13 protein-coding genes and 1 pseudogene are annotated in these 14616 nt (G+C 32.9%); 2 read left to right on the top strand and 12 right to left on the bottom strand.

Going from position 1 to position 14616, the window contains the following annotated elements:
- Window positions 1-218: 218 nt before the first annotated feature.
- The 7 genes from DFR54_RS12990 to DFR54_RS12960 form a co-directional block, all read right to left on the bottom strand.
- Window positions 219-935 carry an MIP/aquaporin family protein gene (locus DFR54_RS12990; protein ID WP_086341108.1) on the bottom strand — a complete coding sequence of 239 codons (717 nt, stop codon included), beginning with the start codon at window positions 933-935 and terminating at the stop codon, window positions 219-221.
- A 3-nt stretch (window positions 936-938) separates the two neighbouring features.
- On the bottom strand, window positions 939-2759 hold the full coding sequence (gene glpO, locus DFR54_RS12985) for a type 1 glycerol-3-phosphate oxidase (RefSeq protein WP_086341107.1): 1821 nt from the start codon (window positions 2757-2759) through the stop codon (window positions 939-941).
- A gap of 25 nt (window positions 2760-2784) precedes the next feature.
- A complete protein-coding gene (gene glpK, locus DFR54_RS12980) occupies window positions 2785-4296 on the bottom strand; it encodes a glycerol kinase GlpK (protein ID WP_114290574.1) in 1512 nt (503 codons plus the stop codon).
- Window positions 4297-4536: 240 nt separating this feature from the next.
- Entirely contained in the window at window positions 4537-6021 is a 1485-nt protein-coding gene (locus tag DFR54_RS12975) for an AcpB/EbpR/MafR family transcriptional regulator (RefSeq protein WP_114290573.1), read from the bottom strand.
- Between the two features lie 6 nt (window positions 6022-6027).
- Window positions 6028-7332 carry an NAD(P)/FAD-dependent oxidoreductase gene (locus tag DFR54_RS12970; protein ID WP_114290572.1) on the bottom strand — a complete coding sequence of 435 codons (1305 nt, stop codon included), beginning with the start codon at window positions 7330-7332 and terminating at the stop codon, window positions 6028-6030.
- A 70-nt stretch (window positions 7333-7402) separates the two neighbouring features.
- The gene (dtd, locus tag DFR54_RS12965; protein WP_114290571.1) at window positions 7403-7849 is read right to left on the bottom strand and encodes a D-aminoacyl-tRNA deacylase; all 447 of its coding nucleotides are present in this window, start codon (window positions 7847-7849) and stop codon (window positions 7403-7405) included.
- Between the two features lie 12 nt (window positions 7850-7861).
- Window positions 7862-10078, bottom strand: a complete 2217-nt coding sequence (locus DFR54_RS12960; protein WP_114290570.1) for a RelA/SpoT family protein — start codon at window positions 10076-10078, stop codon at window positions 7862-7864.
- 229 nt (window positions 10079-10307) lie between these two features.
- Here DFR54_RS12960 and DFR54_RS12955 point away from each other — a divergent pair, with 229 nt between their 5' ends.
- Together DFR54_RS12955 and DFR54_RS12950 are read left to right on the top strand one after the other, a co-directional pair.
- On the top strand, window positions 10308-10649 hold the full coding sequence (locus DFR54_RS12955; RefSeq protein ID WP_114290569.1) for an ArsR/SmtB family transcription factor: 342 nt from the start codon (window positions 10308-10310) through the stop codon (window positions 10647-10649).
- Window positions 10642-11838 (top strand): chloride channel protein, encoded by a 1197-nt coding sequence (locus DFR54_RS12950; protein WP_114290568.1) that lies wholly within the window; start codon window positions 10642-10644, stop codon window positions 11836-11838. Before DFR54_RS12955 ends, DFR54_RS12950 begins: the two co-directional genes overlap by 8 nt.
- A 29-nt stretch (window positions 11839-11867) precedes the next feature.
- Here DFR54_RS12950 and DFR54_RS12945 read toward each other — a convergent pair.
- The 5 genes and pseudogenes from DFR54_RS12945 to DFR54_RS12935 form a co-directional block, all read right to left on the bottom strand.
- Window positions 11868-12575, bottom strand: a pseudogene (locus tag DFR54_RS12945) (YwqG family protein).
- 141 nt (window positions 12576-12716) lie between these two features.
- Entirely contained in the window at window positions 12717-12869 is a 153-nt protein-coding gene (locus tag DFR54_RS13435; protein ID WP_227276352.1) for a hypothetical protein, read from the bottom strand.
- Window positions 12870-12884: 15 nt separating this feature from the next.
- Window positions 12885-13043 (bottom strand): hypothetical protein, encoded by a 159-nt coding sequence (locus DFR54_RS13430; RefSeq protein WP_249033391.1) that lies wholly within the window; start codon window positions 13041-13043, stop codon window positions 12885-12887.
- Entirely contained in the window at window positions 13028-13393 is a 366-nt protein-coding gene (locus DFR54_RS13425) for a nucleotidyltransferase family protein (protein ID WP_227276353.1), read from the bottom strand. The genes DFR54_RS13430 and DFR54_RS13425 overlap by 16 nt, the downstream gene beginning before the upstream one ends.
- 78 nt (window positions 13394-13471) lie before the next feature.
- On the bottom strand, window positions 13472-14616 hold a 1145-nt coding region (locus DFR54_RS12935), incomplete at its 5' end, for an IS1182 family transposase (RefSeq protein WP_114290567.1).

Genomic DNA, 14616 nt, shown 5'->3' with positions numbered 1-14616 from the left:
GCTTTAAAGACAAACAAAAAAGCAGCAAAAGCCATTCGGTTTCTGCTGCCTAAATTCACTTAATTTTACTCATCCACATCATTTGACGAAGAGCCTTTTTTATTTTTAATATACATAACCCTAAAAAACAAAAAAGGAAGTGTGACAAAATAAGTCACACTTCCTTAATTATGAGAAGAGGATACCGTAGAATAAAACCTCTTCACACTTTTTTATTTTTAAGGAATTAATCCCCATACTAAAGCTGCTAATAAACCACCTAACATTGGTCCAACAACTGGTACCCAAGAGTAACCCCAGTCAGATTCACCTTTGTTAGCGATTGGTAAAATTTGGTGAGCGATACGAGGTCCTAAGTCACGGGCAGGGTTAATTGCATATCCAGTAGGCCCACCTAGAGATAAACCTAGAGAAAGAATTAACACACCAACAACTAATGGATTCATACCATCAGCAAAAGTTGTACGGCCAAATGCTAATAAAGCAAATACTAAAACAAATGTACCGATTAACTCAGTAATCATGTTAGCAAATGGACTTCTAATAGCAGGTCCTGTTGCAAAAGTTCCCAAAATAGCTGCTTCGTCTTTTGTTGCTTCCCAGTGTGGCATATATGTAATCCATACAAGAGCTGCTCCAACAATACCACCTAGAACTTGAGCGATAATAAACGGCGCTACTAAATTCCAACCAATATTACCAGCAACTGCCATACCTAGTGTTACAGCAGGGTTTAAATGAGCTGGTCCCATAAAGCTTGAAGCATAAACAGCAATTGTCACTGCTGCACCCCAACCTAATGTAATAACTACCCAACCAGCGCCTTGTGCTTTACTTTTTTCTAAAGAAACTGCAGCTACTACACCGTTACCAAGTAAAACTAAAATAAGTGTTCCTAAAAATTCACTAAAAATTTGTAAAGTATCTCCACTCATGATTTATTTCTCCTTTTTTAAATTAGTTAGTTTTGATTCATTAATAACTTCTTCTAATTCTAAACGATAGTTCTCAGTTAACTCACTGTCCCAATCATAAAACTCTGACATTTTTTTGATAATTGGTTCTTTGATTCTATCCAGTTGATCACTAATAAATAATAGGTAATTAGTTCTTCTTAATAAATAATCCACCGGTGTTAAAACCATTTCGTGATTTAAAGCGTACATCAAACTAGCTGATTCAGCTTTTGTTAAACCTGGTACTTCTTCATTTAGATAATCCAGAACATCTTCTGTATTAGAGCCATATAAATGCGCTATAAATTCAGCCTCTGTTTCTGTTAAACCTTTTTCTCTACCTAATACTGCAAATTTTGATAATGTTTCATCGACTTTTGTATGATCAAAATGACCACCTGAAACAGGATAATTACTTGAATCAATCAAGTCAAATTTTTCATCAAAATTAGTTTTTAGGATATCAGCAATTAATTTAACTGCACCTTCTGCCATTAAACGATAGTCAGTTATTTTACCACCAGCTAAAGTGATTAAGCCTTTTTCATCGACTTTTAAGCTACTTCCTCTAGAAATAGAAGAATTGGCTTTTTCACTTAAGTTAGATTTTGCTGATTTGATTGCTTTTTCAACATCTTCTTTTGAATTTTTTTCATCTAAATAGCCAGAAACTGTTTCAACAATGTGATTGAAGCTTGATTCAGACATAACTCCATTATTACCGCCATTATAATCTGAGCCACCATTTTCAGATATAAGAGGTCTTAAACCTGCCCAGCTTGCTTCAATGTCTTCAATAACAATATGAGATTCTGGAAATTGGTGATTAATGATTTCCAGTAAATAATCCACATCTTCTTTTGTAACCAATGGACGCTTTAAATCTCCTGTGTAGTCTGTATCTGTTGTCCCAAAATAAGTTTTATCCTCTCTTGGAATAACAAAAACCATACGACCATCATGCCTACCAGTATCAAAATAAGTCGGTTGAGAAACACTTAATCTTGATTTATCAACGACTAAGTGAACCCCTTTTGTTGGACGCATCACTGGTACAAATGAGTCATCACTATCAAGTTGTCTAATAGTATCTGACCAAGGGCCTGTTGTATTAATAACTACATTAGCAAAAATAGAATAAACCTCTTTTGTTAATTGATCTTCCACTTTAACTCCTGAAATTTGACCATTATCATGATAAGTAAAGCCAATTACTTTTGTTTTACTCAACGCATAGGCACCATCAAGAGCAGCTTGTTTGATATTTTCAATCACAAGTCTTGCATCATTGTTTCTAAAATCTAGGTACAAACCACCTCCTAAAAGCTTATCTGTATTAATTTTAGGAACTCTATTAATTACTTCATCCTTTGTTAATACTTTGTTAGCGTAAGGCGTATCTGTTACTTTTGCTAATTGATCATATAAATCCATGGCTACTTTTACTGAAAACATAGAAAAAGTTGAACCTGGTTCATCGTAAATTGGTAATAACATCGGATCTGGTTTTGGGATATGGGGAGCGATTCTTTGAACTGTCGCACGTTCTTTAACAGTATCTGATACTACTTCAACATCAAAGTTTTTTAAGTATCTAATACCACCGTGAACTAATTTTGTTGAACGAGATGACGTTCCTTCTGCAAAATCCTGCATTTCAACCAAAGCAGTGGTCATGCCAGAAGCTGCTGTTTGAACAGCAACTCCAGCACCTGTAATACCACCACCGATGATTAATACGTCCATTTTTTTATTTTTAACCACATCGATTGATGCTTTACGATCTTTAATGGAAAAACTCATCCTAATCATCCTTCATTTCTATTAACTATTTTTTTCCAATACGTTTAAATGTTTGTGTTGCTGCTACAGCTTCTTTCCAGCCTGCATATAACTCTTCTCTTTCTTCTGAAGCCATATCTGGTTTGAAGGTACTTCCTTCTCCTTGGAATTCTCTTAATTCATCTAAGTCTGCCCAGAAACCTACTGCTAAACCAGCTAAGTAAGCTGCTCCAAGAGCTGTTGTTTCTAAGTTTGGTGCACGAGTTACATCAATATCTAAGATATCAGCTTGGAATTGCATTAATGTATCATTTTTAGCTGCTCCACCGTCTACTTTAAGAAGCGGAATATCGATACCTGAATCTTCTTTCATTGCATCAATAACATCTTTAGATTGGTAAGCAACAGCTTGTAAAGTTGCTTTAACAAAATCTTCTTTTGTTGTGGCACGAGTTAAACCAAAGATTGCTCCACGCGCATCTGAATCCCAGTAAGGTGCTCCAAGTCCTGTAAAAGCAGGTACTACATAAACACTATTATCTCCAGTTGATGCATTAGCAACTGCTTCTGATTCTGGTGCTGTGTCAATCATACGTAAGCCATCTCTTAACCACTGAATAGCAGATCCTGCAACGAACACACTACCTTCAAGAGCGTAGTAAACTTTTCCATTAATACCATAACCAATAGTTGTTAAGAGGTTATTTTTAGAAATTTGAGGTTTTTCACCTGTATTCATTACGATAAATGCACCTGTACCGTAAGTATTTTTAATCATTCCAGGTTCAAATGCTAATTGACCAAATAATGCTGCTTGTTGGTCACCAGCCATACCTGAAATTGGTACTTCACTTCCGTAGAAATGATAACTTTGAGTGTGTCCGTAAACTTCTGAGTTACTTTTGACTTCTGGTAATAATGATTTTGGAATGTTTAATAATGTTAAGATTTCATCATCCCATTTTAAATCCATAATGTTATACATCATTGTACGAGCTGCATTTGAGTAATCTGTTACGTGAACGTTACCATCTGTTAATTTCCATAGTAACCATGTATCAATGGTACCAAAAGCAAGTTCTCCACGTTCAGCACGCTCTTGAGCTCCTTCTACATTGTCTAAAATCCAGCGAACTTTTGTTGCTGAGAAGTAAGCATCTACAACTAAACCAGTTTTTTTGTGGATCATATCAGCATGTCCATCTTCTTTTAACTGATCTGCAATTGGTGCAGACTGACGTGATTGCCAAACAATAGCATTGTAAATTGGTTTTCCTGTTTTACGATCCCAAATTACTGTTGTTTCACGTTGGTTAGTGATCCCAATTCCTTTGATATTATCTGGTCTAACACCTGATTCAATCAAAGCTCCAGCAATAACTGATTGTACAGAATTCCAAATCTCATTGGCATTGTGTTCAACCCAACCAGATTCTGGGAAAATTTGAGTGAATTCTTTTTGAGAACTTCCTACATTATTTCCTGCTTTGTCAAAAATAATTGCTCGTGAACTTGTTGTCCCTTGGTCGATTGCCATGATGTACTGTTTTTCTGTCATTTTTCTTCCTCCTTAATCAATAAAAAAGATAACGCTTTCTTTTCTGTACACCTATGATAACGTTTTTTTCAGGCTTTAAACAGTCATTTTTTAAATAAAATTTTAAAAAAAGTGACTGTTTAGCTAAAATATAAATAATAAATAGACTAAACCTATATTTATCACCATTTCACACATCTACTCATTCCCTTTAAATAACAAAAAAATACTATTAAAAAATCTAATAGTATCTCTTTTCACTTATAGTAAGCTATTATTTAATTTAGGATTGTTCTTTTTGGTATAGATGTTTCGAATAGTTTCTTTAATTTTTTTGAAATCATACTTAGTCCCAAGTTCTGAGAAAACATAATACTCTGTATCCCATTTTGCTAATTGATTATTCGTTAAAATTAAATCATAGGTTTTATCTAATTGGTACGGCTCACAAATCACGCCGTTAATACTGCTTAATTGAACCATTAACATATTAGTTGTTGCTTCTTTAAATAAGCTATCCATCTCTAATGATATCCCCACTGTCACATCACGATTCATGACACTGTCTAATATCACCACAACACTTAAGTATTTAATCTCCGTAATGGCTAGTAAGCTATTTTCTGTATCATCGACTAAATTAAGTTGTTTTTGAGCGATATTTAATAAATGACTGGTAATAACTCTCATAGAGTGTCCTGATAAATATTCTTCTATATTCCAAATATTAGCTTGGTTGTAGACCTCAATATCCCCTTTAAAAAAATAAAGTCTTGGATGAATTTGAGCTAATAAAAAATAAAGATGTTTCTCCAATTTTCTAGGCATGATTAACGGCTTATAGTACATCAAAAGACTTTCTAAAATCACCGTATCAAGAAGTGCAGTTGGTGTAAACCTGGATCTAACTAAAGCATACTCATCAAAATCTGTTTCTGAAAGAATTCCCATTGAAATTAAAAATGTAAACTGCAACATTGCCTCTTCTTCTTCGATTTCAATGGCGTAGTGGCCAATCATTCTTAAAGTTGTTTCTCTGACGCGAAGATATAGCTCGTCTTTTTCATAAGGTTGGCATTTTTTAGCTAATTTTTTATAATCTTGATTAGCTACAGCCACTCTTTTTTTCGTAATACTCATCCAAAGACTAACTTTTTTCTGACTTTCAAAGGATAGATTAAGCCCTAAAGCTTTTTCAATCATTCCTAAATAAGTCGTCTCGCTATTTGTTAGCTTATCTTTTTTTGATTCTGTTAAATACCAATAAAACTGGAAATAAAAATATCTAATTTGAGACTCTTCTCCCACTAATTTGCCTTGCCAAATGCTGATTTCAAATTCTTTTAGAACTTGATTTAACTCTTTAATTTTTCTAAAAAGAGTTGATTCACTAATTAATAATTCATTCGATAAAAATACAGGAGAAAACTCTCTATGATGAAACAAATAATTTAAAATTTGATATTTAATTCCATTTAGGTAAAAGTCTGTCTCTACTTGTGTCATAGAAAAAGTATTTGTCATACTTAGCCTTAAATTAGCACCCTCTTCAATTAATTTAATATCTCCATTGTAAGTTTCAAGGACATCATGTAAATCTTCTATATAGTTCTCTAATGAAACTTTCGAAACTTTTAATTTTTTAGCCATTAAAGAAATAGTTCCCTTGCCATTTGAAAGCATTAATTCTTTTAATAATTTTAATTGTGTTGCTTCTCTTTTATCTAATAAACTTTCATAATTCATTTTCAGTTAACCTCTTTGACTTAATTGAATCATATCTGAGACTGGGTTAGCATATAAAGGATGATAGAAATAATCTTTTTGAGCCAATTCTTGAATGGTCATTTTTAAATCAATCGCTAAGGCATAAGTATTAATTTTCTCTAAGATATTAGCTTTTGATATCATTTGCGCTCCTAATAAGACTTTTGTTTTTTCATTATAGGTAAACTTCACACGAACTGTTTTTTCCTTTTCTACTGTTGACACAGGTAAATTTAACGTCAAGCTCTCAACAGGGTCCTCATAAAGAAAAGAATCCGCTTCTGTTAAACCACAACTTGCTAAATAATGATTAAAGATATGAGTGCCAATCACTCTGATTGCGCCGTGATAAGCTACTTTTTTCTTTTCTAAATTCTCAGCGCAAACTTGACCTGATCTAACAGCATTATTAATTAATGGTAAATAGAGTGACTGCTTCAATAACATAGACGGCACTTGCACTAAATCCCCAATGGCAAAAACATTAGGTTGTGATGTCTCGAAGTATTCGTCAACTTTTAAGGTTTGATCTGTATGATACTCAAGTTTCTCTTTAAACATCGATAAATCAGGTCTAACATTAGTGGCTAGAAAGGCTGAATCACATGACACACTTTCTTGTTGTGTGATTAAATTTAATCCATTTTCTAGTTTAGTATCTTCTACATCTTTTACAGTTTGAGAGAAATAAGAAGTGATATTTTTTTCTTGGTTTAACTCATTAATTAAAGGTTCAATCACATCTGGATCAAAGGATTTATAGAGTGGGTAATTCATACTTTCAAAAAGTTTTACCTTTTTACCTTTTGTAACTAAGGCACTAGCTAACTCCATCCCAGTCTGCCCTGCCCCGATAACAGCTATCTCTTCACTTGACTCAATACGCTCTAAAGAATCTTTTGCTTCTGATTTCTTTTTATAGGTTAAAAAGCCAGGATGATTACTAACTAATTTTTGAGATATTTGAGAAGAACCCATAGCTAAAACTAGTTTGTCATAATAGATTCTGTCACTTGTCGTTTCTACATAATCTTCTTCAAAATTAAAGTCTGTTGCACTGACACCTAACATTAAACGAATACCTTTATTTTCTAAGACTTCTTTTGTCATAAAGGTTGCCTCATTTAACTCTTTTATTTTTCCATTAAGTAGAAGTGTTAAACCGCTTGGTAAATATCCTAGCTGCTCTTCTTTTTCAATTAATATGATTTGATCATATGGATAAAGTTGTTTTGCTCTAAGTGCACAATGAATACCTGCAAAAGATGCTCCAATGATTACAACTTTCATAGTAAACCCCTTTCATTAACTAATAATAAAAAAGAGAAAACTTCAATTATCCGTCATCTCTTTTTTATGATTATTTATTATCTGTATCAAATATAATTGTCACTGGTCCATCATTAATCAGACTCACTGACATGTGAGCGCCAAACTCTCCTTCTTTAACAACTAAATCAAACTTTCGCAACTGCTCATTAAAATAGTTATAAAGTCTAAGGGCTTCTTCTGGATGAGCTGATTTTGTAAAACTTGGGCGATTTCCTTTTTTAGTATCTGCTAAAAGAGTAAACTGAGAAATCGATAAAATGTCTCCTTTTACTTGATGAATATCTAAATTCATCTTACCTTCAACGTCTTCAAAAATACGTAAGCCATTTATTTTTTTAGCTAGGTAGTCTGCTTCTTTTTCAGTATCACCATCAGCAACACCGACTAAAAGTACATAACCTGTTTGTATTTCTCCAAGTGAAACCTCCTGAACAACAACATCAGCTTGTTTGACCTTTTGCAATACGACTTTCATAAGTATCTCCTTTTAACCATTTGTACGGCGAACACTATAAACTTCAGGAACAGCCTTGATTTTATCTACAATCTGTTCTAAGTGACTTAAATTTTGAATCCCTAAAGTTAAATGAATGACTGCCATCTTATTTTTAACTGGTTTTGCTTCAACACCAACTAAGCGTTTCGTATGAGCATTAACAACTAATAATACATCATTTAAAAGACCAGTGCGGTTGTAACCATAGATTTCTAAATCTGCATTGTAGTCTTGTTTGCCTGATGCTGCAGTATCTTCCCATTCAACTTCGATTTGACGTTGTTGAACTTCTTCGGAGCTGTTCATATTTGGACAGTCTTTACGGTGAATAGAAACGCCACGTCCTTTTGTAATATAGCCCACAATTTCATCTCCTGGAACAGGATTACAACAACGGCTAATACGAACCAATAGATTATCTGCCCCTTGAATCACGATACCACCTTCATGGCGAATCTTCATCTTATTAGGGTCTTTCTTTTGAACAGGCTGATTCATTAGCTCTTCTGCTTCTTCTTGTTGTTTCTTCACACCACGCTCTTTACGTTCTTTTTCAGTTAAACGGTTGTACACAACTTGAGTGGTTACTTCTCCAAATCCAATGGAAGCAAATAAATCATCCGCAGTTTGATAATTAAAACGCTCTAGAGCATCAGCTAATTTTTCTTTTGTTAAAAAGTCTTTTGGTGCAAAGTCGTTTTCTAATAAATAACGCTCTAACATTGTGCGACCTTTTTCCACATTTTCATCACGGTCTTTATCTTTAAAGAAACGTTTAATTTTATTTTTCGCTCGACTTGTTGCTACTAAATTAACCCAGTCACGACTTGGACCAAATGAATTAGCAGACGTTAGAACTTCAATAATATCTCCATTTTTAAGTTTATAATCAAGAGGTACCATCTTACCATTTACCTTAGCACCAGTTGTTTTATTACCTACTTCGGTATGAATATTATAAGCAAAATCTAGTGGTCCAGAACCTTTGGGAAGTTCTGTTACATCTCCTTTTGGCGTGAAGACATACACTTTATCACTAAAGATTTCCCCTTTTACATTATCCATAAATTCTGAAGCATTGTAATTTTCATCTTGTAGTTCGATAATTTCACGTAACAAGCTGATTTGGTTTGCATTTTTATCTTCTTGTTTTTCAGTCTTACCTTCTTTATAAGCCCAGTGAGCTGCAACCCCGAACTCTGCAATTTCATGCATTTCATGAGTTCTAATCTGAATCTCAATTGGGTTACCACTTGGTCCAATAACTGTTGTATGAAGAGATTGATACATATTATTCTTAGGAACTGCAATGTAATCTTTAAATCTTCCAGGAAGTGGTTTCCATTTTGTATGAATCGCCCCTAAGACCGCGTAACAATCTTTAATCGAGTCTACTAACACGCGAATAGCTAATAAGTCATAGATTTCAGCAAAATCTTTTTTCTTATCTTTCATTTTACGGTAAATCGAATAAATGTGTTTAGGACGGCCGTAAATAACTGCTTCAATGCCTAAATCTTCTGTCGCTTCTTTAATTTCTTCAACAGTTTGCTCTACGTACATTTCACGCTCGCCACGTTTTGAGTTCATCAAATGAACAATACGATAATATTGTCTTGGGTTTAAATAACGAAGTGATCTATCTTCTAACTCCCACTTAATTAAACTAATCCCTAAACGATGAGCAAGTGGCGCATAAATTTCTAAAGTTTCTTTAGCAATACGTCTTTGTTTATCTTCTCTTAAATGATTCAGAGTTCTCATATTATGAACTCTATCAGCTAGTTTTACCATAATAACGCGTAAATCTTGGGACATGGCTAAAAGCATTTTACGGTGATTTTCTGCTAGTTGTTCCTCATGAGATTTATATTTAATTTTACCTAGTTTTGTCACACCATCAACTAACATGGCAACATCTGGACCAAACTCTTCCTCTAAATCTTTTAATGTCACATCAGTATCTTCCACCACATCATGTAAAAATCCTGTAGCAACAGTGTGTGGATCCATATGAAGTTCAGCTAAAATCCCAGCAACTTGAATTGGATGAACAATATAAGGTTCTCCTGATTGTCTAAACTGTTCCGCATGTGCTTTTGTTGCATAGTCACATGCTTTTTGAACAAACTCAACATGCTCTGGACTCATATAACTTGAAACCATATTGATAACTTCTTTATCTGTTAATACTTTTTCTTTTGGCATATGACCCCTCCTTTTTTAAATTAAAAAAAGACTCCACTTAGAAAGCTTGTCTCTTGATTGCTTCTTCTTGATTAAGATTAAACTAATTATACTCACTTTATTTTAGTATTTCAATGATTACATGATGAGACTCTATTCTTATTAAAAATCATTCTTAGATCCCTTTGAATGATTCTTATTTTATGTTACGATACTATCAAATAAACTTCCAAAATAGGAGGAATCTTTAATGAACGACTCTCATATCCAAACTCTCTTAAAGGAACTAGATACAAAAACTCTGAGTGCTTTTTTCAAACTCATGTCTGAGGAAATTAGATTTCAACTTGTTTTTGTATTAGTCCATGAAAAAAGACTATGTGTTAGTGATTTAGCTGAGTTACTAAATGCTAGTATCTCAACGACTTCCCATCACTTACAAATTTTAAAAAAGAATAACTTAGTTCAAAGTGAGCGAGACGGAAAACAAATTTTCTATTATATTGATAACCCTAAAATTATTCACTTTGTTAATGTGGGTCTAGACTTTAATCACTTAATTCCTACACGAAAGGATTCTTCACATGACTAAATATCAACAATCTTTATACTTAGCCCTTTACGGCATTTTACTAAGTGCTATTATCGGTGGTTTATCTTTTATTTTTATTTTTTTAGAAAGTAATCTGTCTCATACTCTTTGGAATCATTTACTTGGTAAACCTATCCTTATTTTACTAGCTACAGTATTTGGCGGTGTTTTAATCGGATTTCTTAAAAATAGATGGGGGAATTACCCTGAAGTCGCTCATCACACCATTTCAGAGTTAAAACAAAAACAAACCGTTACCTACACACCAGTCTTAAAAAACTTAACCGTCGCACTGATTGTTTTAATTTTTGGGGCTGGAGTTGGACCTGAGGCTGCTCTTTTAAGTTCTTTAGTGATGCTTTCTGTTTGGCAATCTGACAAATTACGCTATTTATTTTTTCAACAAAAAGAATTTGTAACATTAAAAAAATCAGAACAATTAAAACGAATGCTTCATCCAACCAAATATGCCCAAACATATCAAAAAAATTTAGCTCCAACTCATCCGAAATGGAAACAACTGAAAATCTTTATTAATACCTTATTTGTCTTTAATGGTTTATTTGCATTTACTGTACTAATGAAATTAACTGAGCAACCTTCATTTATTAGTAAAATGGGAACTTCTAATTGGGAATTAAGAGATTTGCTCCTTTTTATGCCATTAGTTTTAGTTGGCTTACTTGCTGGGAAAGCCTATCTTCTTCTAAAAAAACAAATGAAGAAAATATTTAACTTCTGGCAAAACAGCCCAATAAAAAAAGCTTTAATTGGTTCATTGGCCATTAGTTTGATTGGTATTTTTTTACCTAGCTTACTATTTTCAGGCCAAACTAGTTTAGGGCAAGTCCCTGATAAGTATCTACACTATTCTATGTTTTTCCTATTAGTTGTTGTGTTACTTAAGCTAGTCTTCTTAGAAGTTTGTTTACAAACTGGCTGGGTTGGAGGAGATATTTTTCCAATCGTTTTTGCTTCCATTTTATTTGGCTTTACACTCTCACAAGCCTTCTCTAGCTTTGATATTTTATTTGTGACAAGCGTCTTAGCTAGCTCTATGGCTATTACCGTTATCGACTCTCCTATTGGAGTTGCGCTATTCATAGCCTTGTTTTTCCCTGTAAATATTTTCCCGATTATTCTTTTAGTGGCTCTTTGTTTCTTTATAAAAAAAAAGACTCATAAATAAATAAGTCACTTCTGTCACAACCTCTCTTTTTAATAACAATCCCAGTTATAAAATACGTTTGAAAAGTCCTTATTTTTTAAATCTTCTTTTGAGATAAAAAAGTTTCCAACACCTGAGTCGCCCCACATAATCCCTTGGCTATCTGTGTCTAGTTGAAACAGTAATTCAGTTTGGGAAATGTCTTCGATATATTTTCTTGGATCTTCTTGAGTAAAGAAAGGATAACCACCTAGTAGACTACCACCAACACTATCAAGTTCAAAAATCATATCAGCAATTTTATCATGTTTTTCAGGAAAATGAGATTCCAAATAGTCGTCCCAACCTTGTCCAAATTCTTTTTCAAAATCTAAACTATCTGTCACTAAAAATTGAGTCGTTAACTCGCCCTTTACTAGTAACTCTTCCTCCACTACATCATAGGACTCTTTTCGCACATCTTCTAGCAAACTAATTATTTCTTCTTTGCTATGACTTTCTCTAGTAATGTCATCAAAGTACAAGACTCTAAATCCATCTTGATTAAGTTGATTATCAAAATCCATCCCTAATTAATCATCAAATGTATTGACGTAGAAGGCTAAAATTCCTTCTGTTGGATAAGGAGATAGATTTGGCATTTCACTAAAATTAATTTGTGCTAATAACTTTAAGGGAACACCTTCCTTTGTTTTAGGATAGTCAGTCTCTTTTGGTAGATAACCAACTCCACCAACTTTACTTGTTTTTAAAGAAATATTTGGTTCTTTGACAAAAGATAAACTTAATATATCTTTTTCAGTTTTTTCAAACAGTTCATATTATCCTTTATTATCTTCTAAAATTTCTTGTAATCGTTTCACGTTTCAGCCCTCTTTTCTCAGGTTAATTTTTATTAGTTATTTAGCTTCCATTTGATTTCTAATGGCTAACATTTCTTCTTCCATTAAAGCAATCATTTTAGCTGAATTTTCTAAACGACAAGTCAGTGATTCGTCAATGTCATTTTCTTTATATCTTAGACCATGCTCTAAGCTTGCCCAGTAATCCATAGCAATTGTTCTAAATTAAATTTCAACTTTTACTTGTTTTGTTTCTTTAAAAAAGAAAACTGGAATTTCTAAAATAACATGCAAACTTCGATAACCACTTGGTTTTGGGTTTTCAATATAATCTTTAACTTCCAAAATACTAATATCTGTTTGATGACTTAGTGAATTAAGAATCGCATAAATATCATCAACATAGGAGCAAATAACTCGAATCCTGCAACGTCAGCTAATTCTTCTTCAACAGAGATTTTTGAAAATTGTGAATTCGTTCGGTCAAGCTTAGCAATAATACTGCCTAAGGTTTTAACTCGGCTTTGAATTTGGTGAATCATATCATTTCGACCTACAATATTAGAGCCAGTTAATTCTCTATTAATAATTCTTAGCTTAGTCTCTACTTCATCAATAGCTGATTGATAGTAAATGATTAACTTTCGGTAAATATCTAAGGCACCAATATAACTATTAGATTTAGGGTCATCATTATTAATTATTTTTATTAATTCTTTCGTTGAATATTCCATTTTAATCACTCCGGTTTTTTTATCACATATTCAATATACCTTTGTTTTTCGAAATTCAAAAGACTTTAAATAAAAAAACTAATTCAAAGGAATTAGTTTCAGATTGAAGACAAACCGGTTGCTCATAAAGAGTAATTGGTTTGTTTTTTTGTATCTTATCATTATTTTTGATGAAATTCCCAAAATAGATAAAAAAATAGAGCCCTTCAGGTCTCTTAATTTAAGCATTTTTGCTAATTTTTTAATGTTAAGACATGCGAAAGTGAGCCCAATTTTCATGTGCATTTTTTCTTTCCCAATTAAATTAGTGTAACGTAAGCCATGAAATTCTTTTGCCGTTCCAAATAATCGCTCAATTGTTTGTTTTCGATTATTATATATAGCTTTCATTCCAAGGGAATGACGTATGTCTTCACAACGTTCCATATCATTTTCCCATAAATGTCGTTGAATTAATTTTCTCTTTTCTTTTGACTCAGTACAATAGGCAATCAAAGGGCATTGACTACAATCAGTCGTATTACTTTTGTATTCACGATATCCGTCTCTGTTAGTTGTTGTATAGCTTAAAATTTTCATATTAGGGCAGATATATTGATCGTAGTATTCATCGTAAACATAATCATGTTTTTTATAAAATCCTTTTTTGGTCATAGGTCTTTTATATGGAAAAATTGGTGTTAAATTATTTTGAAATAATAAATGGGCTATACCAGGTGTTTTGTACCCAGCGTCCATTACTAATTTATCTAAGGTAAAGTGACTTTGTAATTTATTATAGATATCGATGAATGTCCGACTATCATGTTGATTACCAGGATGAGTTGTATATCCTAAAACCCAACCATTCTTGTCACATGCTACTTGTGCAGCATAAGCAAAAACCTGTTTATGCTCTCCTTTATGGAACCAACCACTCTCATCATCTGTTTTACTAATTTTTTTATGTTTTACCTGATTTTCACTTTCCTCTCTTCTTTTTAAGGGCTTTTTTAATCTTTTTTCTCTATCTATTTCAACTTCTTTTTGCAGTGATTCCACATAAAAAAGAGTTTCTTCAGTAACTTCGTTACTTTCATATTTTTTATTATTTGCATGTGCTTTTATATGAGTACCATCAATAAATACTTCAGAAGTATCCACTAATTCAGCTTCAATACACTGTTCTAATATGCCGTAAAATATTTGTTCAAAGATATCTGTACCACGAAATCTTCTAGAAT

The sequence above is a fragment of the Vagococcus fluvialis genome, from assembly GCF_003337315.1.
Classification (GTDB): domain Bacteria; phylum Bacillota; class Bacilli; order Lactobacillales; family Vagococcaceae; genus Vagococcus; species Vagococcus fluvialis.
Note: the sequence above shows the minus strand (reverse complement) of the source record. Positions and strands in the feature narration are given on the sequence as shown.

What these genes read in the sequence shown, in the direction of transcription:
- glpO (WP_086341107.1), bottom strand. Translation starts at nt 2,759, where the DNA reads ATGAGTTTTTCCATTAAAGATCGTAAAGCATCAATCGATGTGGTTAAA.
- DFR54_RS12950 (WP_114290568.1), top strand. Translation starts at nt 10,642, where the DNA reads ATGACTAAATATCAACAATCTTTATACTTAGCCCTTTACGGCATTTTA.
- dtd (WP_114290571.1), bottom strand. Translation starts at nt 7,849, where the DNA reads ATGAAAGTCGTATTGCAAAAGGTCAAACAAGCTGATGTTGTTGTTCAG.
- DFR54_RS13425 (WP_227276353.1), bottom strand. Translation starts at nt 13,393, where the DNA reads ATGGAATATTCAACGAAAGAATTAATAAAAATAATTAATAATGATGAC.
- glpK (WP_114290574.1), bottom strand. Translation starts at nt 4,296, where the DNA reads ATGACAGAAAAACAGTACATCATGGCAATCGACCAAGGGACAACAAGT.
- DFR54_RS12960 (WP_114290570.1), bottom strand. Translation starts at nt 10,078, where the DNA reads ATGCCAAAAGAAAAAGTATTAACAGATAAAGAAGTTATCAATATGGTT.
- DFR54_RS12955 (WP_114290569.1), top strand. Translation starts at nt 10,308, where the DNA reads ATGAACGACTCTCATATCCAAACTCTCTTAAAGGAACTAGATACAAAA.
- DFR54_RS12990 (WP_086341108.1), bottom strand. Translation starts at nt 935, where the DNA reads ATGAGTGGAGATACTTTACAAATTTTTAGTGAATTTTTAGGAACACTT.
- DFR54_RS12970 (WP_114290572.1), bottom strand. Translation starts at nt 7,332, where the DNA reads ATGAAAGTTGTAATCATTGGAGCATCTTTTGCAGGTATTCATTGTGCA.
- DFR54_RS12975 (WP_114290573.1), bottom strand. Translation starts at nt 6,021, where the DNA reads ATGAATTATGAAAGTTTATTAGATAAAAGAGAAGCAACACAATTAAAA.
- DFR54_RS13435 (WP_227276352.1), bottom strand. Translation starts at nt 12,869, where the DNA reads ATGGATTACTGGGCAAGCTTAGAGCATGGTCTAAGATATAAAGAAAAT.